Source organism: Flavihumibacter sp. ZG627, assembly GCF_000814325.1.
Taxonomy (GTDB): domain Bacteria; phylum Bacteroidota; class Bacteroidia; order Chitinophagales; family Chitinophagaceae; genus Flavihumibacter.
In genome coordinates, this window is sequence record NZ_JPHF01000008.1 from 1 (window position 1) to 20,047 (window position 20,047).

The window sequence follows — 20,047 nt, forward strand, 5'->3', positions numbered from 1 at the left end:
AGGCTGCACAGTGATTGTTCCATTTGCCATTGCTTCTGCGCAAGGGCCAACTGTAGTAACGACATAATTAAATGTTCCCGTAACCGATGGTGTTCCACTGATGGTGAAAACTCCAGCACTGTAATTTCCTAAAACACCTGTCGGAAGTCCCGTTACAGTTGCATCTGTTGCCGTTCCACCTACAGCATAAGTAATATTGGTTATCGGCGTATTAATACATAGTGTCTGCGCTTCCGTAGCTGCAGCTGATGTGAGGCTGATCGATGAATTCGGTTGAACAGTGATGGTTCCGCTTACCGTTTCTTCTGCGCAAGGACCAACTGTTGTAACTATGTAGATGAAAGTTCCGGATTCTGTTGGCGTTCCACTGATTGTGAAAACACCAGCAATGTAAGTTCCGGTAACTCCATCGGGCAAGCCAATAACTGTTGCATCTGTTGCCGTTCCACCTACAGCATAAGTAATATTGGTTATCGGAGTATTAATACATAATGTCTGCGATTCCGTTACTGCAGCTGATGTGAGGCTGATTGATGAATTCGGTTGAACAGTGATGGTTCCGCTTACCGTTTCTTCTGCGCAAGGACCAACTGTTGTAACTATGTAGTTGAAAGTTCCGGATTCTGTTGGTGTTCCACTAATTGTAAAAACACCTCCGCTATAATTACCTGACACGCCTGCCGGAAGTCCCGTGACAGTTGCATCATTACCAGTTCCACCAACTGCATAAGAAATATTGGTTATCGGAGTATTAATACATAGTATCTGTTCTTCCGTTGCTGCAGCTGATGTAAGGTTGATTGTTGAATTCGGTTGAACAGTGATTGTTCCATTTGCAGTTGCTTCAGCACATGGGCCAACTGTTGTAACAGTATAATTGAAAGTTCCGGATTCTGTTGGCGTTCCACTGATTGTGTAAACACCTCCGCTATAATTACCAGACACGCCTGCCGGAAGTCCCGTTACAGTTGCATCATTACCAGTTCCACCAACAGCATAAGTAATACTGGTTATCGGCGTATTAATACATAGTGTCTGCGCTTCCGTAGCTGCAGCTGATGTGAGGCTGATCGATGAATTCGGTTGAACAGTGATGGTTCCGCTTACCGTTTCTTCTGCGCAAGGACCAACTGTTGTAACTATGTAGTTGAAAGTTCCGGATTCTGTTGGTGTTCCACTAATTGTAAAAACACCTCCGCTGTAATTACCAGATACACCAGCAGGAAGTCCCGTGACAGTTGCATCATTACCAGTTCCACCAACTGCATAAGTAATATTGGTTATCGGAGTATTAATACATAATGTCTGCGATTCTGTACCTATAGCCGATGATAAATCAATGCTACTGTTATCGCGTACATTTATATTACCAGTTAACTGCGCCTGATTGCATGGACCAATTGTCCTAACTGTATAGGTATAATTCCCAGGCAGGGTGGGCGTGCCCATAATAAACACAATACCATTATTAATAGTATAATTTACCCCAACAGGAAGATCTTCAATTTCAACTCCCGTTCCACCCCCACCAACAAAGTAACTTATCAATGTAATCGGGGAACCAATACAAATTGTTTGGTTAGTTGTAACTGGTAAGCTTGTACGATTAAGCGTTGAATGTTGATTAACAGTAATTACAGCCTCACCGCTAAGATCACCCGCAGCTGCTGCTCCTTCCTCATCAGATAATGAAGCAATTTTGTAGGTTGTTGAAACGGTAGGAGAAACACTGATGATAAAATTTCCGGAGCCGTTTCCTGATACGCTTCCGCCGCTATTATCAAGTGTAAGTGTCCATGCACCTGTAGCAACTATATTCAAGGAAATGTCTGTGGAACTGCCTGTACAGATTGTAGCCGGGCCGCTGGTTATAGATGCTGAAGGAGTAAAAAATAAAGTTTTACCCGGTATAGCAAATACAGCCACACTTAGCAGCTGCATCATCAAAACAAGTAAAAGAATGACACCCAGCCTCTTCTTATTACCCACTTTCCAAATGAAAAGTATTTCCACAGTTTGGATCATCCGGTGTTGGTTTTTCAAGCATAGAGCCCACCCGACTCAATGCAAAATAGAATTTGGTTATAATGGTTTTCACCAGACTGTTGTAAATGAAAAGATTACCCTATAAATAGGAAGGTTTAGGGCTCCAGGCATAAACACCAGTTTTGGCTCAGCCGTTTTTGACAGGGTACAGGTATCGAAAATCTATCATATAACGGTGCGACCTGCCTCTTAGTATATTGATATAGAAAAACACTTAGATAAGTAACTAAAGGCAATACGGGAGAGGGTGGCAAAAAAAGAGACTGCCTATGTGGACAGTCTCAATGATTCTTCCCGGCATGCACCTTCACAGCAACCGGGACCTGGTTTAGGGGTTAAAACTTACAAGCGTAAAACTAAGGTTTTGAACTAACCTTGCTTGTCCCCCAAAATGGTTATTCTCATCAAAAAGATAAAGGTCCCCGGAAGGAGACCTTTATTATTCTCAACAAAATTATGATCACTTATTCATCGTATTCTTCGCCTCAATGCTCAATGTAGCATGGGGAACAGCACGCAGGCGGGCCTTGTCGATAAGTTTACCGGTAACCCGGCAAATACCATAGGTTTTATTCTCAATCCGCATTAAAGCCTTCTCGAGATGGTCGATAAAGGTTATTTGCCTGCTGGCCATCTGGCTCAACTGTTCGCGTTCCATACTTACACTACCATCTTCCATTGTCATGTAACGGCTCTCACTCTCATCCCCTCCCATCTCATCCTTACGGGTGATTAGTCCCTGCAGGTAAGCAAGTTCTTTCTTGGCGGCATCAAGCTTTTTATTGATCAGATCTTTAAACTCAACTAATTCATTATCACTATAGCGCATAGACGGTCCGGTTGGTATCTGTGCCTCCTGGTCAAGAACACTCTTTGTAAAATCGGGATTATAGGGCTTCACGGTTTTTGTTTTAATTTCTGGCATCACCAGCCTGGTTGGTCTTTTTTCTGGTGGTGGCGCAGGTTTCTTAATGGGAATCGGTGTGGTTTGCTTTGAATCATCTTTCACCGTCGGCTTGTTCGGACCAGTCTTTAAAAACTGCCTGATCTGACGAGCATTGGCCTTCTTGATCACAGGAGGCTTTACCGGTTTTTCTTTTTTCTCCTTAGGAGCAGGTGCTGCCTTTGGAGCTGGTTCAGCTTTAGGTTCAGCAGCTTTTACGGGTGCTTTCTTATTTTCAGTGGCTTTTGAAGCAACAGCCTTACCATTTGAACCATTTCCTTTTGCTGGAGCAGGAGTTGGAGCAGGCTTTGCAGCAGCCGTTTTAACAGCAGCCTTTGAAGGAGCTGCTTTGGATGGGGCAGCCTTTGAAGGAACTGATTTAGCGGGGGCCGACTTTGCAGGTGCAGCTTTAGCAGGTGCTTTTGCAGCGGCACCTTTAGCGGCCGGAGCAGCTTTTGTTACTTTGGCAGCTGGTGCAGACTTGGCAGGAGCTTTCGTTGCAGCCTTTTTCGCAGGTGTAGGGGCCGCTTTCTTTGCCGGAGCAACTTTTTTCGCTGCGCCAGCAGAAGCTTTTGCATTTACTGAAGCCTTGGCAGGGGCAGCCTTTTTCTTTGTTGCCATATTTTCTTCCTTTTATCCGGTGATGAATGTTCTGTTTATTGGGTCCGGGTTACTTTGTCTACCCAAACTCTTACAGGTTGATCATTAACTTCTATCGCCATTCCATTTCCCAGTTCCTCTACCATTTCAAGCTCATCGGCTAACACTTCCTCCTTTATGTATGGGCCGAAATGACGGATACTTTCTGCTAATACACCAGCCTGTGAAAGCTTTACGAGTATCCTGTCAGTAAGCTCGTAACCATTGTCCTTACGGATTTTCTGGATCCTGTTCACCAATTCCCTGGCATTGCCTTCCTGCTCTAACTCTGGTGTAACAGTAACGTCAAGCGCCACTGTCAACGCTCCTTTTGAACTCACCATCCAACCTGGAATATCCTCACTGGTGATTTCAACCTCATGGATTTGTAATATTAAGGGTTCGCTATCAATTTCCAAAGAATATGAACCTTCTTTTTCAAGTAAGGAAATGGCTTCCTGATCGAGGGCACCAATCGCCGCGGTCACAGCCTTCATTTTTGATCCCAGCCTTTTCCCTAACGCCTGGAAATTCGGCTTGATCTTTTTCTTGATAAAACCATCGGCATCAGTAAGGTACTGGATCTCTTTTACGTTAACCTCGCTCCTTATCAGATCCGCAACTTTTTCAAGCTGGTCCTTCATAGATGGGTTTAATACGGGGATCAGGATCCTTTGAAGTGGTTGCCTCACCTTGATATTGACTTTCTTACGTAGTGAAAGTACAAGGGATGAACTGTCCTGGGCCAATTGCATCCTCTCCTCCAGTGCGGTATCGATCAATCCGGCATCTGAAACCGGGTAATCGGTATGATGAACGGAACCCTCTTTAAATCGTCCTGTTACAGTATTCAGGTTAGTAAAAAGCCAGTCGGCAAAAAATGGTGATACCGGCGCTATCAGCCTGCTGATGGTTTCCAGGCACTCATAAAGTGTCTGGTAGGCAGCAATCTTGTCGGTAGAGTATTCTCCTTTCCAAAACCTTCTCCTGCATAATCTTACATACCAGTTACTGAGATGTTCATCTACAAAATCCTCTACCAACCTTCCCGCCTGGGTTGGTTCATAATCATTCAACGCTGCAGTTACATCGCGTACCAGCGAATTAAGCGAGGAGAGTATCCATCGGTCTATCTCTGGACGATCTTCCAATGGAACATATTTCTCATTAAAGGAGAAACCATCCACATTAGCATAAAGTACAAAAAATTGATAGGTATTATATAATGTACCAAAAAACTTTCGTTGTACTTCCCTGATTCCCTCAAGGTCAAACTTCAGACTATCCCATGGAGAAGCATTTGTTATAAGGTACCACCTCGTTGCATCAGCCCCAAAATTTTCAATTGTACTGAATGGATCCACCACATTGCCGAGGCGTTTACTCATCTTGTTGCCATTCTTATCGAGCACAAGACCGTTTGAAACCACAGTCTTATATGCTACACTATCATATAGCAGCGCTGCCAAAGCATGCAGCGTATAAAACCATCCCCTGGTCTGGTCAACACCCTCGCATATGAAATCAGCAGGGAAATTTTGTCCGAATGGCGCGTTGAAAGGTGTTTCATCACCGGCACGAACCTTTAATTGATCAAGCCCCCACTGCGCGTATGGCATCGCCCCACTGTCAAACCAAACATCGATCAGATCGGGTTCGCGTCGCATAACCTTGCCCGTATCACTAACTAATACCACCTCATCAACATAGGGTTTATGGAGATCCAGTTCATTGTCATGTAAATAGTTCTTGTTCACCTCTCCTCCTAAAACCTCCCTGGCCTTGATGATCTCCATCTTTAGCTCTTCAATAGAACCTATACATTTCTCTTCTTTGCCGTCTTCAGTTCTCCAGATTGGAAGGGGGGTTCCCCAATAACGACTTCGGCTCAGGTTCCAGTCCACCATATTCTCAAGCCAGTTGCCAAAACGTCCTTCACCGGTAGCTTTGGGCTTCCAGTTGATGGTTTTGTTGAGTTCCACCATCCTGTCCTTGATGGCTGTGGTCTTAATGAACCAGGCATCAAGGGGATAATATAATACTGGTTTATCCGTCCGCCAGCAATGGGGGTAACTGTGTTCGTATTTCTCAACCTTGAAGGCCCGGTTTTCCTTTTTCAGCTTTACACTGATGTCGATATTTACATCTACATAATCGGGCTCATCCTTATAATTTTTTACATAGCGATTGCTGAATTCACCCAGACCTTCCACAAACTTTCCTTCCCTGTCAACCATTGTCAGAATACCGATACCATATTTCTTTCCAACCTTATAATCATCGGCACCAAAAGCAGGGGCAGTATGCACGATACCAGTTCCGTCTTCTGTAGTAACAAAAGTATCCAAAAGCACCCTGAATGGATCACCACCGGCTACATCGGCACTGTTGGCCTCATAGGGAAGCAATTGTTCATAACGGCAATGCTCAAGCACTTTTCCCTTAAACTCGTTCAGCTGTCTCCAAGGCAGAAGTTTAGTATCGGGTCCATATCCATCAAAATCACCATTCTCTCCTTCCGGTTTGAAATACTTTCCAAGTAATGACTTAGCCAGCACAACATGGATGGGAAGATGCGTATATGGATTGAATGTCTTTATTAATACATAATCGATATTAGGACCAACAGTTAATCCAAGGTTACTTGGTAGTGTCCATGGAGTGGTTGTCCAGGCAAGAAAAAAGATCTCTGTAGTTTCAATTATACTGGCAGCATAAAGGTTCGGGTTTATAACTTCTGAAGCTGCATCAAAAAGGAATTCTGATCGTTCATCGCGTAAGGCCTTAAACATGGCCACAACCGATGTATCTTTCACATCCTTATAGGTACCCGGCTGGTTTAACTCATGTGAGCTGAGTCCGGTTCCGGCCGCAGGCGAATAGGGCTGGATGCTAACACTTTTATATAACAATCCTTTGGAATGCAGTCGCTTGAGCAACCACCATAAAGTCTCTATATAATTATTCTCGAAAGTGATATAAGGATCATTCAAATCAACCCAGTAACCCATCTTTCTTGTCAGATCATCCCATTTATCCTTAAACCTCAATACAGCATCACGGCATTTCTGATTGTATTCCTCTACACTAATTGATTTACCAATATCTTCCTTTGTAATGCCCAGTTCCTTTTCAACGCCAAGCTCAATCGGAAGTCCATGTGTATCCCAACCACCTTTCCGTTTCACCTGGTATCCCTGCATGGTCTTATAGCGACAAACCAGGTCTTTAAGTGTACGGGAAATCACATGATGTATTCCGGGCATTCCATTAGCGCTGGGGGGACCTTCATAGAAAACAAAAGGTTCCTTGCCTTCACGCAAACTAACACTCTTCTCAAAGGCCTGGTGTTCGGTCCATTTACCCAGGATTTCTGATTCAATGGAAGGTAGGTTCAGTTGCTGGTATTCACGATACTTGGCTGCCATAAATTAAGTCGCTGATTCTTATATACTTACGAAAAACGTAACCTTGAAATAGACGCGAAGTTACTGAAATTCCACGGGTTCAGAAGACGTGTATCACACTATGACTATCCTCTAATTGGATTCCATATTTTATACCCGGCACAGGAATGGCATTGGAATAATGAATGGGAACAAACCTAGTCAACAATTTGTTGTTTTTTGGATGGCATTTAGTAAGGATAAATCGCAGTTGCTTTCACATGCCCTATGGGAAAGATCTCAGGGAATTTACCAGAGGCCCAGAACTTCTGTTAAAATTCTAGCTATCAAGCATTAAGGAAGGCCGACTTATCCACATTTTTCGCGTTTGGCATAATTTCTGAAACTATTTTCAATAGAAACGCAACGCAATAATAGGGTGCTAGTGTCACTCTTGTAATATATGTTCAGTTGATGTTGAGATAGTCGCCTAAATGATTAAATAATTCAACATAACTGGTAAATTTTTCTACGGTTTAGGGTTTAGGGGTTAAAATAGGGGGTTGTCTAGCCCCCTTCCTCTTTTTTATAACTTTCCACTTAGTTCTGCAAATACAAAAAACCACCGAATAATTTAAAGAACGATTTCTATTCCGGCCGTTACAAAAACCAGCAATCCCCCTGCCATTACTACTGGCAATTTCTGTATTTAGTTCACCCGCAAACTGCTCGTCCACCTAATTTGCGAAAAGCTTCCCACCAAGACCTTTTGCATATGCAAATCCAATACTTCCATTCTGTTTCTGCATTAATGAACTTTTCCCGATCGCCCGGGCACCACTCTTGCTGACTGTTTACTGACATTAGAAGCAAATCCCTTAACCCTCATGACAGTACTATGACAATAGAAGGAAAACCTGATTAAAATCAGTTAATGAACCAAAGGAAGGTCATGAATGGTGTTTTTGTTCAGGCTTTTCTTTGCACCCAATACAAAGATTATGATCAGTCAGGGATTATTAGAAAAATACAACCAGCCGATACCCCGATATACATCTTATCCTACCGTACCTAATTGGGAAGAGCCAATTAAACGGGATCACTGGGAAACAGGATTCACGGAACAATTTAATTTACTTAACAGCAAGGAGGGAATCAGCCTTTACCTTCATCTCCCCTTTTGTGAATCGCTTTGTACATATTGTGGCTGCAATAAGAAGATCACTACCAATCACAGTGTGGAAGATGTTTACATAAAGGCACTGGTTCGTGAATGGAGACTCTACCTGCGATTGATGCCAGCAAAGCCTTTAATCCGCGAACTCCATCTTGGAGGAGGTACTCCAACATTTTTCTCTCCGGAGAACCTGAACAAGTTACTCTCTACAATTCTGCAATATGCCGAGATACATCCTGACCACCAGTTTAGTTTTGAGGGTCATCCCAACAATACTACTAATGAACACCTGCAAACGCTTTTCGATCTCGGCTTCCGCAGAGTTAGTTTTGGCGTTCAGGACAATGATCCGGAAGTACAGTTCATTATTAATAGGATACAGCCTTTTGAAAATGTTGTAAAGGTGACAAAAATGGCACGAGAAATCGGCTATACATCTGTGAATTTTGACCTGATATATGGGCTCCCTAAACAAACTATAGAAAGCATGGAACGCACCCTGTTGCAAACCATCAGCCTGCGGCCCGACCGGGTTGCTTTCTACAGCTATGCCCATGTTCCCTGGAATAGCCGCGGACAGCGGCTCTTCGATACGAAAGACCTTCCTCCGGCGGCACTGAAAATGCAATTGTATCGCCTTGGCAAATTCCACTTTACTGCCAATGGCTATGCTGATATCGGGATGGACCATTTTGCTTTGCCTACCGATGAGCTTCATAAAGCACGATACTCCGGTGCCGGCGATGGTTTTACCGGCTCAACCAGGCTCCACCGGAATTTCATGGGCTATACAACTCAATCCAGCACCCTTATGATTGGCCTCGGCGTTTCCGCTATCAGTGATGCCGGCAATGCCTATGCGCAAAACAAAAAAACGATCCGCGAATATTATGAGGCTATCAATAACGGTCACCTGGCAGTAACCAAGGGATATTTCCTTACTGGAGAAGATCTTTCCTTCAAAAAATACATATTGGATATAAGCTGTAAAGGAGCGACCCGCTTTGATCCTGCCGATCTGCCTTTACTGGAGGAATTTAGTTTTCCGCAATTGCGTACGCTGGCCAAAGATGGACTCCTCAAATGGAACGAGACCGGTCTGGAGCTTACTTCGCTGGGGCACCATTTCATCAGGAATGTCTGCAGCGCTTTTGACCTTCACCTCCGCCGCCAACAACCGGCAGAGAGGACTTTCAGCCTATCCGTCTGACATCCGTCGTGACAGACGTCAGACGGGTAACCCAAAAACCGTCGCATTTGAGGCTACCCGTATTATCGAAATTTCTTATAAATCCTGATTGCGAGGAGAAGAATAATAATTAATGCGGCCAGCCCGCCCATTCCCCAAACAAGGCTCATGCTGGTACGCACAATCACAAGCATCACTATCGCAAAAAGGAAAACAGTTGCCACTTCATTCCAAAGGCGCAGTTGGTTGGAACTAAATTTAAATATGCCCGCGAGCTCCTGTTTTACAATTACCTGCAATGAAAAATGGTAGGCATACAAACCCAGTACAAATAGCCATTTGATCAGGAACCATCGGCCTTCCGGTTTGAAAAGGATGGCATCCCAATTACCCATGAACATCACCGCAATTCCCAGCACCAGGGTCAAAATTGCAGAAGGCCAGGTGATCCCATACCATAACCTACGGGTCATGATAGCAAATTGCGCACGCAAAATATCACGCTCTTCCGCTGGTTTTTCACCAGCCTCAGTACTGTAGATAAAAAGCCTGGGCATATAGAACAACCCTGCAAACCAGGTCACCACGAAGATGATATGTAGTGCTTTTATATAGGGATAGATCATCATGAATGGCTGCTGGTTTCCACTCCTTCTGCCACATATCGCACCAATGTATTCACCCACATTGGATGCAGATTAAGGCATGGAATAATTGTAAACACCTCTCCCCCTGCATGCAGGAACTCTTCTTTACCCTCCTCGGCAATCTCTTCCAGTGTCTCCAGGCAATCACTCACAAAGGCTGGACAAACAACAAGCAATTTTTTCACACCCTCTCCCGGAAGTTCTTCCAGTCTTTTAGCGGTATATGGCTGTAACCAGGGGTCACGCCCAAGCCGGCTCTGGAAACTAAATCCCCACTTGCCTTCCGGAATACCAAGATATTCAACCATCTTCTTTGTGGTAAACCAGCATTGATGGCGATAACATTGTTTGTGCGCAGGAGAATCAACCTCACAACAACTGGCAACTTTCAGGCAGTGCGTGCCCGTAATATCTCCTTTCAAAATATGGCGCTCCGGAATACCATGATAGGAAAAAAGTATCTGGTCATATTCCTGAGCCAGAAAAGGTTTAATACTATCAGCCAATGCTTCGAGGTAATGCGGCTCATCATAATATGGTGGGATGATATCCAAAGTGAACGAATACCCTCCCTGTAAATGCTGCTCTTTCGCATACTCAACCGCAGTCTCATAGCTGCTCATTGCATAATGAGGATACATGGGTATCAATATTACTTCTTCGAGACCAGGCATGCGTTGCAATAGTTCTTCATATGCATCGCGGGGGGATGGACTACCATAGCGCATTGCAATGGCCACCGGCTCAGAAACCTGTTCCTGCAAGGCAGCTTGTAACTGCTTGGTAATTACGATCAAAGGAGATCCCTCCCGGGTCCAGATAGAGGCATAGGCCTTTGCAGATTTCGGCGCGCGAAACGGAACAATAATACCCCGAACCAGCAATAAACGGCCCAACCAATTCATATCAATGACCCGCTCGTCCATCAGGAATTCGTTCAGGTATTTCCGAACATCGCGTACCGAAGTTGAGTCTGGCGATCCCAGGTTCATCAATATAATGCCACGTTTCATATGAACGAAAATTGAAATAAAAAGAAGTAAACGGTAACAAACCTAATTAATTGATTGCAATCGATAATAAACGATTGCCCACCGGAAAGGTTGTAAAACTAATCACCCATTTTCATGCTACATAAAATCTTCAATCCATCATCCCAATATGACAATTGAGTGACGATTGCGCGCATTGTCACGGTAATATGACATTTCACTGACAGTTAACCCAAGGCGGTTAGCTTGTGTTGGACTATTTTTGTGCCGCAAACCCCGCAGTAACAGAAGCTTAGAATCGTTATGGGAGATTATCCAAAAGACCTGCAGCATTTTTTCGTGGCCGGTATCAGCTATAAAAAGTCTGATTCCGCCGTGAGAAGCCGTTTCGCTATAAACAATGAACACTACGAGTGGATCATTACAGAGGCCAAACGCAGGGGTATTGCCGAGATCTTCGTTCTCTCCACCTGCAACCGTACTGAAGTCTATGGAATTGCTCGTGATATAGACCTGCTGGTATCATTGCTCTGCGAAGCAACAGGCCAGAGTGCAGAGGAATTCCGCAATATAGCTTACCTCCTGAGAGGTAAAGATGCCACACAGCACCTGTTCGAGGTTGCAGCAGGCCTCGACTCACAGATACTGGGCGACTATGAAATTGTGGGACAGATTAAACTGGCGGTAAAACAGTCTAAGGCACAAAATGGCATCGGTCCTTTTATTGAGAGGTTGTTCAACCAGGTACTCCAAACATCCAAACTCGTCAAGAACAATACAGCACTGAGCAGCGGAACCGTTTCCGTTTCTTTCGCAGCCATTCAGTTCCTTCGCGAACAGGTGGCCGATGTTGCTGATAAAAATGTGCTATTGATTGGTACGGGAAAAATTGGCAGGAATACCTGTCGCAATCTTATAGATTACCTCGGCTGCCGAAATATCACACTGGTTAACCGTACGCATCAGAAAGCAGTAGACCTCGCTTCAGAACTCAACCTGGAAAGCCTCCCTTCTGAAGAACTTTATAGCGCTGTTTCAAATGCAGATATCATAATAGTAGCTGCCAACGCAGATGAACCGATCATCCGCGCCGCTCATCTCAACGGCAAGCAACAGCAATGGATCATTGATCTTTCCATTCCAAACAATGTTCACTCCGAAGTGGCAGAATTAACCGGCAAGAGATTACTTAACGTAGATGAACTTTCCCTTCTTAAGGATGAAACCCTGCAGAAGCGAATGGCAGAAGTACCAAAAGCTTTGGCCATAATCGCAGAACAGACTGCAGAATTCCTGGAATGGTGCCGTATGCGTAAGCAACTGGCAGTACTGGTTCAGGTCAAGCTTAAACTGGAAGAAATACACTCAACAGGCAATCCTGAATTTCTCTATAATTCAACTACTACTACAGTACCTTCGGAAGATGCTTCGCACAGGATTCAAAAGGTATTGAATACCATGGCAGCCAAAATGCGCGTGAAGAACGAACGCGGCTGTCATTACCTGGAAGCCATCAATGACTTCATTGCAGTGCGTGCAAATTAAGATGACAAATAAAATTATCAGAATCGGAACTCGTGACAGCCAACTGGCCGTATGGCAGGCTGTACAGGTACAACAACAACTGGAAGCCAAAGGTTTTACTACTTCACTCGTTCCCCTTAAAAGTGAAGGCGATATTGACCTCGTAACCCCGCTATATGAAATGGGCGTACAGGGCGTGTTTACAAGAACACTCGATGCCGCCCTCTTAAGTAACCGCTTTGACATTGCGGTTCATTCTATGAAAGATGTTCCCACGCAAACAGCAAAGGGAATTGTTCCTGTTGCAGCGCTTGAGCGTGGTAGTTATATGGATATTATCGTACCAAAAAATGGCACGGCATTTCTTGACGACCGAAATTCTGTAGCCCTAATCGCCACAAGTAGTATTCGGCGCAAAGCACAATGGTTGCATCGCTATCCTAATCACTCAATAACCAACCTTCGCGGTAATGTTAATACCCGCCTGAGGAAGCTTTCAGAAGAAAACTGGGACGGAGCAATCTTCGCAGCAGCAGGCCTGCAACGTACAGATCTTCTCCCCCCATCTGCTCTTTCACTAAACTGGATGTTACCAGCACCGGCACAGGGGGCTATCCTGATCGTATGCCGCGATGATGATCATTATTCCTACGAAGCATGCAAATTGCTCAATCATGAACCAACATCCATATGCACCCATATAGAACGCGACTTCCTTCGCACACTCATGGGTGGATGTTCTACTCCAATAAGCGCTCTGGCAACAATCGATGCAGAGAAAATAAAATTCCAGGGTAATATTTTTTCTGTTGACGGATCAGAACATCTTGACATTGAATTTGAAGAAGCGCTTACTGATGAAAGTGTAAGTATGGGAAAACGTGCAGCCGATACACTTCTCGCAAAAGGTGCCGGCCGCATCATTGAACAAATAAAAAAAGCAGGACACTGATGGATATAAAACCAACACTCCTGAGCACAAGGCCACTTCGTAAAGAACTACTGGATAATGCAGCATTAAAAGGAGTTGACATTACAGTTCTTCCGTTTATTGAAACGCAGCCAATACAGACCCGCGAAACAATAGAAGAAATACAGCAGTCCTTACTTCTCAGCGCTACTGTTGTTTTCACCAGCATGAATGCAGTGGAAGCAGTAGCAGAATTATTGGAGGGACAGCAACCAGACTGGCAAATCTATTGCATCGGCCATACCACCCGCGAACTGGTTGAAATATTCTTCGGCGAAGAGAGCATTGCCGGAACAGCTGAAAATGCTATCGCCCTGGCCGACAAAATCATAGAAGATGCGATGGCCGAAGAAGTGATATTTTTCTGCGGCGATCAACGAAGGCCCGAATTGCCTGATATGCTTTTTGCTGCTGGTATTCTGGTCACAGAAATTGTGGTATATGAAACAATTGCTACTCCTCATAAACTGAACGAAAACTTCTCAGGGGTGTTGTTCTACAGTCCCTCTGCAGTGGAGAGCTTTTTCTCCGCCAACCAGCTTCCTGACAATGCACTGGCTTTTGCTATCGGTTCCACAACAGCGGATGCCATCAAAAAACATTGTGCCAACAGGATCATCAGCGCTGATGCACCCGGTAAAGAAGCATTGGCAGAAAAGGCAATTGAAATATTAGGACGGTACTAATCAAAAAACAAAGATGTCAATAAAGAACGATCTCATATTAAGAACGCTTAGAGGCGAACAGACGGAAAGAACTCCAGTGTGGATGATGCGTCAGGCAGGAAGATACTTACCTCAATACATGGTGCTACGCGAGAAATATGGTTTTTTTGAAAGATGCCAGACTCCAGCTCTCGCAACTGAAATTACACTTCAACCCGTTGATATAGTTGGTGTGGATGCCGCCATCCTTTTCTCTGATATCCTCGTAGTGCCCCAGGCAATGGGCCTTGAGGTGCAGCTCATCGAAAGCAAAGGACCCATCTTACCGGAACCTATCAAAAATATAAATGACCTTCAGCGGGTAATGGTACCTGATGTAAATGATCGCCTCCATTATGTATTTGATGCCATACAACTCATTAAACAGGAATTGAATGGCAGGGTTCCTCTGATTGGTTTTGCAGGTGCGCCCTGGACGCTGCTCTGCTATATGGTTCAGGGAAAAGGTTCTAAAACGTTTGATGAGGCAAAAGCTTTCTGCTACACCCAACCTGATACTGCACATAAATTGCTGCAGATGATTACAGACACCACCATTGCATACCTGAAAGGACAGGTTAAAGCAGGGGCGGATATAATACAGATCTTTGATAGCTGGGGCGGACTGTTGAGTCCTGCAGATTTTGAAACTTATTCCCTCCAGTACATCCGCCAGATTGTGGCTGCCCTTAAAGATGAAGTCCCAACCATCATCTTTGCAAAAGGTGCATGGTTTGCTCTGGAAGAAATGGCTGCTACAGGAGCTCATGGTTTAGGGATCGACTGGTGTATCAAACCAAAACTTGCCCGCCAGTTTGCAGGACCGGATGTTACTCTGCAGGGAAACTTTGACCCCGCAAAATTATCCGCACCAATACCTGTTATAAAGCAGGAAGTAAAGACCATGCTCGAGGCATTTGGTGGTCATCGTCATATTGCCAACCTGGGCCATGGAATTCTTCCTAATATCCCCGTTGACCATGCAAGGGCTTTTGTTGACTCCGTAAAAGAATATTCATAACCCCTTTCAACATGCTGCCAAAGGATGTTTTTACCAATTATATACATGATCTTCAAAACAGGATCTGCTCAGTCGTGGAAGCCAGTGATGGCGAAGCACATTTTATAGAAGACAACTGGGAAAGACCGGAAGGTGGCGGGGGCAGAACACGTGTGATCAGCAACGGAAAAGTTTTTGAAAAAGGTGGCGTAAATACCTCCGTTGTTTATGGTAAGGTAACGGACGCAATGCGCAACCAACTTAAAATAAATGGTGACAATTGGTTTGCCTGCGGACTCAGCCTGGTACTCCATCCGCTGAATCCCTTTGTTCCAACTGTTCATTGTAATTACCGGATGTTCGAATTATACAATGAACATAATGAAATCATCGATCAATGGTTTGGTGGAGGCACAGACCTAACTCCATATTATCTTTTTGAAGAAGATGCCCGGCATTTTCATCAAACATATAAAAATGCCTGCGATGATTTCGATCCGGTCTTTTTCCCTACATTCAAGAAAACCTGTGACAACTATTTTGTAAACTGGCATCGTAATGAAGAAAGAAGGGGAATCGGGGGGATATTTTACGATTACCAACGGCCCAACCAGGAGCGTGACGCCCACTGGTGGATAAAGTTTGCAAAGCGCTGTGGAGACGCATTCATGGAAGCCTATATACCAATTGTTGAAAAGCGGAAATTGCTTCCGTTTACTGAGGAACAAAAACACTGGCAGGAGATTCGTCGCGGACGGTATACTGAATTCAACCTGGTACATGATAGGGGCACCTTATTTGGACTAAAAACAAATGGACGTATAGAAAGTATACTGATGAGCCTCCCACCAACAGTTCGTTTTGAATACAATTACCAGCCTGAACCAGGTTCAGAAGAAGATAAATTACTGCAAGCTTGCCTGCATCCGGTGGACTGGGTTTAACGCCGTTCCGAAATATAAAAATTGAAGCATCATGATATTGCAAAGAAGAAACAGGATACTACGGCAATCATCGGCCATACGTTCGATGGTAGCTGAAACTTCATTGAGTGCCACTGATTTTATAGTACCACTTTTTATTGATGAGGGCAATGATATCAAAACTGAAATCGCATCAATGCCCGGTTACTATCGCAATAGCCTTGATCACACAATAAAAGAAGTGAAAGAATTATGGTCGATGGGTATCTGTTCTGTATTACTATTTATTAAATGCAAGGATGAATTGAAAGATAACACCGGCAAAGAAGCCTGGAATCCTGATGGACTTATGCAAAGAAGCATAAAAGCCATTAAAGATGCAGTTCCTGAAATGCTCGTGATGACCGATGTAGCACTGGACCCATTCTCCTCTTATGGTCATGATGGGATTGTGGAAAATGGAAAGATCGTTAATGACCCAACTGTTGAAGCACTCGTTAAAATGAGCATTTCACATGCTGATGCTGGCGCCGATTTTGTTGCACCCTCTGATATGATGGATGGCCGTATTGGTGCTATCAGGCAGGGACTGGAATCAGCAGGCCATACTAATACAGGTATCATGAGTTATAGTGCAAAATATGCCTCATGCTTTTATGGTCCATTCCGTGATGCGTTGGATAGCGCACCCGGATTTGGTGATAAGAAAACATACCAGATGGATTATGCCAACCGGATTGAAGCGGTTAAAGAAACATTGATGGATATTGAAGAAGGTGCTGATATTGTTATGGTAAAACCGGCACTTTCCTATCTTGATATAATAAGGGAAGTAAAAAATAGTGTATCCGTTCCTGTTAGTGCCTATAATATCAGTGGGGAATATGCCATGATAAAGGCTGCCGCCAAAATGGGATGGATCAATGAAGACAAGGCAATCCTTGAAACACTAACATCCATCAAACGTGCAGGGGCCGACCTTATCGCAACTTATTTCGCAAAAGACGCAGTGAAGCTGATCGGCTAACAACCAGTTAACATATTAAAACAACGGCATCATGTTTATCATTGAATTAACCTACAAGGTACCAGCAACCGAAATTGATGCGGCCATGGCAGGACATGTGGCCTTCCTGGAAAAATATTATCATTCGGGACATTTCCTGGCATCTGGCAGGAAAGAACCACGCGATGGCGGGCTCATCTTTGCAAGGGCTACCAGTAAAGGGGAGATCGAGAAGATCATATCCCAGGATCCATTCAGCATCAATGGCCTCGCAAGCTACCGCATCATAGAATTTAAGGCAACCAAAAAGATAAAAGCCTTTGATGATTTTGCCGGCGATGAAATATAAAATACTATGACTAATAATATCTCAAATAGCATTGCACTTTTTGCGCGTGCACAGGGTTCAATACCCGGAGGCGTCAACTCGCCGGTCCGCGCCTTTAAAAGTGTAGGAGGAACTCCACTGTTCATACAGCTGGCAGCAGGAGCCTATTTATATGACGTGGACGGCAACCGGTATATTGACTATATCGCGTCCTGGGGACCAATGATTTTGGGCCACGCCTATGCTCCTGTGGTGAAAGCTATACAGCAATATGCTGAATACTCAACATCCTATGGTGCACCTACCCAACTGGAAATAGAAATGGCGGAGCTTATCCGTAGCATGACCTCAAATGTTGACCTCATAAGAATGGTAAGCAGCGGAACCGAAGCCTGCATGAGCGCCATACGAGTTGCACGAGGTTATACCGGAAGGAATAAGATCCTGAAGTTCGAAGGTTGCTACCATGGTCATGCTGACTCATTCCTGGTTAAAGCGGGAAGCGGTGTTGCTACTTTTAACATCCAGACGGTTCCCGGTGTTACAGCGGGAGTAAGCGCCGATACTTTAACCTGCGCATACAACGATCTTGATGCAGTGAAAAAACTTGCTGCCAGTCATAAGGGAGAAATTGCCGCCATTATCGTTGAACCGGTTGCAGGCAACATGGGTTGTATCCTTCCTGCACCGGGTTTCCTGGAAGGACTCCGTAAGGTCTGTGATGAAGAAGGCATCATATTTATTTTTGATGAAGTGATGACCGGATTCAGACTGGCCAAAGGTGGAGCCCAGGAAAAACTGGGTATTGATGCTGACCTTGTTACCTATGGAAAAGTAATTGGTGCGGGTATGCCTGTTGGCGCTTTTGGGGGCAAAAAAGAGATCATGCAGGTAGTTGCACCACTTGGCTCCGTTTACCAGGCAGGAACACTTAGCGGTAATCCAATCGCAATGATTGCAGGATTTACCCTGCTCTCTGAATTAAACTGCAACCCATCTCTTTATGAAGAGCTGGATCAAAAAACAGCCTATCTCAAAAAAGGTCTGGAAAAGGAACTTGAGGCGTGGGGACACCCCTTCGTTATTAATCATTTCGGGTCGATGCTTAGCATTCATTTCAGCGAAAAACCCGTAAACGATTTTGCTTCTGCATCCGCTGCAAATAATGCGCTGTTTGCTAAGTTCTTCCATGCCATGCTCAACCGTGGAATTTATCTTCCGCCCTCTGCCTTCGAAGCATGGTTCTTAAACAACGCACTCACCACAGAAGACCTTGATAATACTATAAAAGCAGCTGGCGAAAGTCTGGCAGAGATCATGAAATGATCATGCAGCTTCTTCCTGCTCTCCCATATCGGCAGCCAGCATACCTGGCTGCTTTTTCTTTTTCCTTGTCCGGTTCAGCCACATAATAAATCCGGTAACCGGGAAGCTTGTACCCAGCAGGCAAATAATAAAACCGATGATCTTTGAAGGCATACCAATAATGGAAGACACATGCACGGGCTTAAATGTCGCTCTAACCCTCTGCCCCAGATTTCGGTCTTCCCATCTAACAACTGTATTTACAGAAGCGCCATACCGATCAAAATAATAATTATCGGTTGCAGATTCATGTGCAGCATCATTTGGCAATACATTCACCGCATATGAAGCAACAGAATCTTTTGGAGCACTGATATTATAAAACTCAACATCAGCAGCAGCAATTTTTGCAGAACTCAGGACCTTATCGAAGCCCGCCATATTAACACCTTCCCGAAATTCATTCACCGGAGGTTTAGCACCCTGCATTGGTGATCCGGTAACTTTATATATACCTTTATTGAACCACTCAAAACTCCATGCCAGTCCGGTAAAGGCAAATACGAAAAGCAGTATGGCTGAATAAAAACCCACTACTATATGCAAGTCATGATTCACCCTTTTCCAACCTGCATCCAGTTTAATACGTAAACGCTGGCGTAGTATAGCTCTTGTTTTTGGCCACCATAATACTATACCGGTTATCAGTATGAAAAGAAAGATGATAGTACTAACTCCTACAATCATTTTACCTATATTACCCCCCAGCATCCATCTATGCAAAGCGAACATGGTATAAAAAAATGTTTCCTGGTAGCTGTACATTTCAATAATCCGGGCGCTGTATGGATTAACAAATGCAGTTCTGCGCTGACCTTTCTCTACTGTATAATTTAATTCAGCTGTGCGTGATGGGTCTGTATAAATTTTTACCGAACTAATATCTGCGCCAGGTACCTGCTTTTCCACCATCTCCACCATCTTCGCAACCGCAACTTGTGTTGACCCCGAAGGTATTTCTACAAAATACCGCTCACGATGGAAGAACTGCTGCAACTCCTTCTCAAATACCAATACAGCACCCGTAAAACAGGTAACCATTATAATGAGTCCTGCTGCCAGGCTGAGGTAAAGATGGATGCGTCTGAAAAATATCTTCATTATCACAATTTAGGTCACCCTACTATATTTCGGAAAATTATATTTATTGTTTGCCTGTTTATAAAGAGCAGGCAAATTTCATGATGAAAAAACTCAAATACTTCCCG

General features: G+C 44.2%; 16 protein-coding genes. 10 read left to right on the forward strand and 6 right to left on the reverse strand.

Going from position 1 to position 20,047, the window contains the following annotated elements:
* Positions 1 to 2,025: hypothetical protein (locus tag HY58_RS14425; RefSeq protein WP_216593811.1), on the reverse strand; the 2,025-nt coding region annotated here is incomplete at its 3' end.
* A gap of 481 nt (positions 2,026 to 2,506) precedes the next feature.
* Positions 2,507 to 2,971, reverse strand: coding sequence for a TraR/DksA family transcriptional regulator (locus HY58_RS20035; RefSeq protein ID WP_371197918.1), 465 nt, complete (start codon positions 2,969 to 2,971; stop codon positions 2,507 to 2,509).
* A gap of 256 nt (positions 2,972 to 3,227) precedes the next feature.
* Here HY58_RS20035 and HY58_RS20040 point away from each other — a divergent pair, with 256 nt between their 5' ends.
* Positions 3,228 to 3,698: a pentapeptide repeat-containing protein gene (locus tag HY58_RS20040; RefSeq protein WP_371197917.1), complete on the forward strand. Its 471-nt coding sequence runs from the start codon at positions 3,228 to 3,230 to the stop codon at positions 3,696 to 3,698.
* Here the strand turns inward: HY58_RS20040 and ileS are convergent.
* Positions 3,646 to 7,056 carry an isoleucine--tRNA ligase gene (gene ileS, locus HY58_RS14440; protein WP_039133445.1) on the reverse strand — a complete coding sequence of 1,137 codons (3,411 nt, stop codon included), beginning with the start codon at positions 7,054 to 7,056 and terminating at the stop codon, positions 3,646 to 3,648. The two genes, HY58_RS20040 and ileS, sit on opposite strands and share 53 nt — an antisense overlap.
* 959 nt (positions 7,057 to 8,015) lie before the next feature.
* On the opposite strand from ileS, the gene hemN reads away from it, so the two are divergent.
* On the forward strand, positions 8,016 to 9,401 hold the full coding sequence (hemN, locus tag HY58_RS14445) for an oxygen-independent coproporphyrinogen III oxidase (protein ID WP_039133448.1): 1,386 nt from the start codon (positions 8,016 to 8,018) through the stop codon (positions 9,399 to 9,401).
* A gap of 62 nt (positions 9,402 to 9,463) precedes the next feature.
* On the opposite strand, the gene HY58_RS14450 is transcribed toward hemN, so the two are convergent.
* Together HY58_RS14450 and hemH are read right to left on the reverse strand one after the other, a co-directional pair.
* Complete coding sequence (locus HY58_RS14450) at positions 9,464 to 10,009, reverse strand: CopD family protein (RefSeq protein WP_253271581.1); 546 nt, start codon at positions 10,007 to 10,009, stop codon at positions 9,464 to 9,466.
* Entirely contained in the window at positions 10,006 to 11,040 is a 1,035-nt protein-coding gene (gene hemH / locus HY58_RS14455) for a ferrochelatase (RefSeq protein WP_039133451.1), read from the reverse strand. Before hemH ends, HY58_RS14450 begins: the two co-directional genes overlap by 4 nt.
* Before the next feature lie 282 nt (positions 11,041 to 11,322).
* Here hemH and hemA point away from each other — a divergent pair, with 282 nt between their 5' ends.
* Genes hemA through hemL form a run of 8 tightly spaced genes read left to right on the forward strand, consistent with a single transcriptional unit; the run spans position 11,323 to position 18,800 of the window.
* Positions 11,323 to 12,564: a glutamyl-tRNA reductase gene (gene hemA, locus HY58_RS14460; RefSeq protein WP_039133454.1), complete on the forward strand. Its 1,242-nt coding sequence runs from the start codon at positions 11,323 to 11,325 to the stop codon at positions 12,562 to 12,564.
* A 1-nt stretch (position 12,565) separates the two neighbouring features.
* Positions 12,566 to 13,495, forward strand: coding sequence for a hydroxymethylbilane synthase (gene hemC / locus HY58_RS14465; RefSeq protein ID WP_039133457.1), 930 nt, complete (start codon positions 12,566 to 12,568; stop codon positions 13,493 to 13,495).
* The gene (locus HY58_RS14470) at positions 13,495 to 14,199 is read left to right on the forward strand and encodes a uroporphyrinogen-III synthase (protein ID WP_039133461.1); all 705 of its coding nucleotides are present in this window, start codon (positions 13,495 to 13,497) and stop codon (positions 14,197 to 14,199) included. The genes hemC and HY58_RS14470 overlap by 1 nt, the downstream gene beginning before the upstream one ends.
* Before the next feature lie 13 nt (positions 14,200 to 14,212).
* Entirely contained in the window at positions 14,213 to 15,238 is a 1,026-nt protein-coding gene (gene hemE, locus HY58_RS14475; protein ID WP_039133464.1) for a uroporphyrinogen decarboxylase, read from the forward strand.
* Positions 15,239 to 15,249: 11 nt separating this feature from the next.
* On the forward strand, positions 15,250 to 16,161 hold the full coding sequence (gene hemF / locus HY58_RS14480; RefSeq protein ID WP_039133467.1) for an oxygen-dependent coproporphyrinogen oxidase: 912 nt from the start codon (positions 15,250 to 15,252) through the stop codon (positions 16,159 to 16,161).
* A gap of 31 nt (positions 16,162 to 16,192) precedes the next feature.
* Complete coding sequence (gene hemB / locus HY58_RS14485; protein ID WP_039133470.1) at positions 16,193 to 17,167, forward strand: porphobilinogen synthase; 975 nt, start codon at positions 16,193 to 16,195, stop codon at positions 17,165 to 17,167.
* Positions 17,168 to 17,198: 31 nt separating this feature from the next.
* Complete coding sequence (locus HY58_RS14490) at positions 17,199 to 17,495, forward strand: YciI family protein (protein WP_039133473.1); 297 nt, start codon at positions 17,199 to 17,201, stop codon at positions 17,493 to 17,495.
* Between the two features lie 6 nt (positions 17,496 to 17,501).
* Positions 17,502 to 18,800: a glutamate-1-semialdehyde 2,1-aminomutase gene (hemL, locus tag HY58_RS14495; RefSeq protein WP_039133477.1), complete on the forward strand. Its 1,299-nt coding sequence runs from the start codon at positions 17,502 to 17,504 to the stop codon at positions 18,798 to 18,800.
* On the opposite strand, the gene HY58_RS14500 is transcribed toward hemL, so the two are convergent.
* Complete coding sequence (locus HY58_RS14500) at positions 18,801 to 19,940, reverse strand: PepSY domain-containing protein (RefSeq protein ID WP_052324163.1); 1,140 nt, start codon at positions 19,938 to 19,940, stop codon at positions 18,801 to 18,803.
* Positions 19,941 to 20,047 lie beyond the last annotated feature (107 nt).

Bases quoted from the DNA above. Each gene is read 5' to 3' on its own strand.
- hemL (WP_039133477.1), top strand. From the start codon at position 17,502: ATGACTAATAATATCTCAAATAGCATTGCACTTTTTGCGCGTGCACAG.
- HY58_RS14490 (WP_039133473.1), top strand. From the start codon at position 17,199: ATGTTTATCATTGAATTAACCTACAAGGTACCAGCAACCGAAATTGAT.
- HY58_RS20035 (WP_371197918.1), bottom strand. From the start codon at position 2,971: ATGCCAGAAATTAAAACAAAAACCGTGAAGCCCTATAATCCCGATTTT.
- hemN (WP_039133448.1), top strand. From the start codon at position 8,016: ATGATCAGTCAGGGATTATTAGAAAAATACAACCAGCCGATACCCCGA.
- hemC (WP_039133457.1), top strand. From the start codon at position 12,566: ATGACAAATAAAATTATCAGAATCGGAACTCGTGACAGCCAACTGGCC.
- ileS (WP_039133445.1), bottom strand. From the start codon at position 7,056: ATGGCAGCCAAGTATCGTGAATACCAGCAACTGAACCTACCTTCCATT.
- hemE (WP_039133464.1), top strand. From the start codon at position 14,213: ATGTCAATAAAGAACGATCTCATATTAAGAACGCTTAGAGGCGAACAG.
- HY58_RS14470 (WP_039133461.1), top strand. From the start codon at position 13,495: ATGGATATAAAACCAACACTCCTGAGCACAAGGCCACTTCGTAAAGAA.
- HY58_RS14450 (WP_253271581.1), bottom strand. From the start codon at position 10,009: ATGATGATCTATCCCTATATAAAAGCACTACATATCATCTTCGTGGTG.
- hemB (WP_039133470.1), top strand. From the start codon at position 16,193: ATGATATTGCAAAGAAGAAACAGGATACTACGGCAATCATCGGCCATA.
- hemF (WP_039133467.1), top strand. From the start codon at position 15,250: ATGCTGCCAAAGGATGTTTTTACCAATTATATACATGATCTTCAAAAC.
- hemA (WP_039133454.1), top strand. From the start codon at position 11,323: ATGGGAGATTATCCAAAAGACCTGCAGCATTTTTTCGTGGCCGGTATC.
- HY58_RS14500 (WP_052324163.1), bottom strand. From the start codon at position 19,940: ATGAAGATATTTTTCAGACGCATCCATCTTTACCTCAGCCTGGCAGCA.
- hemH (WP_039133451.1), bottom strand. From the start codon at position 11,040: ATGAAACGTGGCATTATATTGATGAACCTGGGATCGCCAGACTCAACT.